The organism is Micromonospora reichwaldensis, assembly GCF_031845925.1.
Taxonomy (GTDB): Bacteria; Actinomycetota; Actinomycetes; order Mycobacteriales; family Micromonosporaceae; genus Micromonospora; species Micromonospora reichwaldensis.
Genome location: NZ_JAVRFL010000097.1, coordinates 1 through 424 on the forward strand (window position 1 = coordinate 1; position 424 = coordinate 424).

The following is a 424-nucleotide window of genomic DNA, read 5'->3' on the forward strand; positions in this document are numbered from 1 at the left end:
CGGTCACCGAGGTGGCCCAGGTTCTCCAGCTTCGACTCCTGCAGGGCGGTCGCGATCGACACCACGGCGGCGCGCTCGTCCATGCCGGCCTTCTTCGTCGCCGCGATGATCGCCTTGACGTTCGCGATCTGCTCGTCGGACAGGTCGACGTGCGACTGGGCGCCCTGCACACCGTGCGGGATCAGCTTGGCCTTGTCGACCGACGGCGTGTCGGCCTGCACGGCCACGGCCACCGGGGTCGACTGCACCGACGGGGCCGCGTGCGCGGTCGCGGGACCGGCGAACACGCCACCGGCGAAGGCGAGACCAGCAATACCGAGAACGCTCTTACGGATGATCGTGTTCATCAGAAACGCTCCATTCGGGGGTTGGCACCCACACGCCGAAGGGGGATCGGCTTCACGCGGGTGCAAGCACCGTCCGG

1 pseudogene is annotated in these 424 nt (G+C 68.6%); it reads right to left on the reverse strand.

Annotated features, from left to right (window positions below):
* A pseudogene (locus RM555_RS30870) lies at positions 1-347 on the reverse strand (hypothetical protein); the annotation flags it as partial.
* Positions 348-424 lie beyond the last annotated feature (77 nt).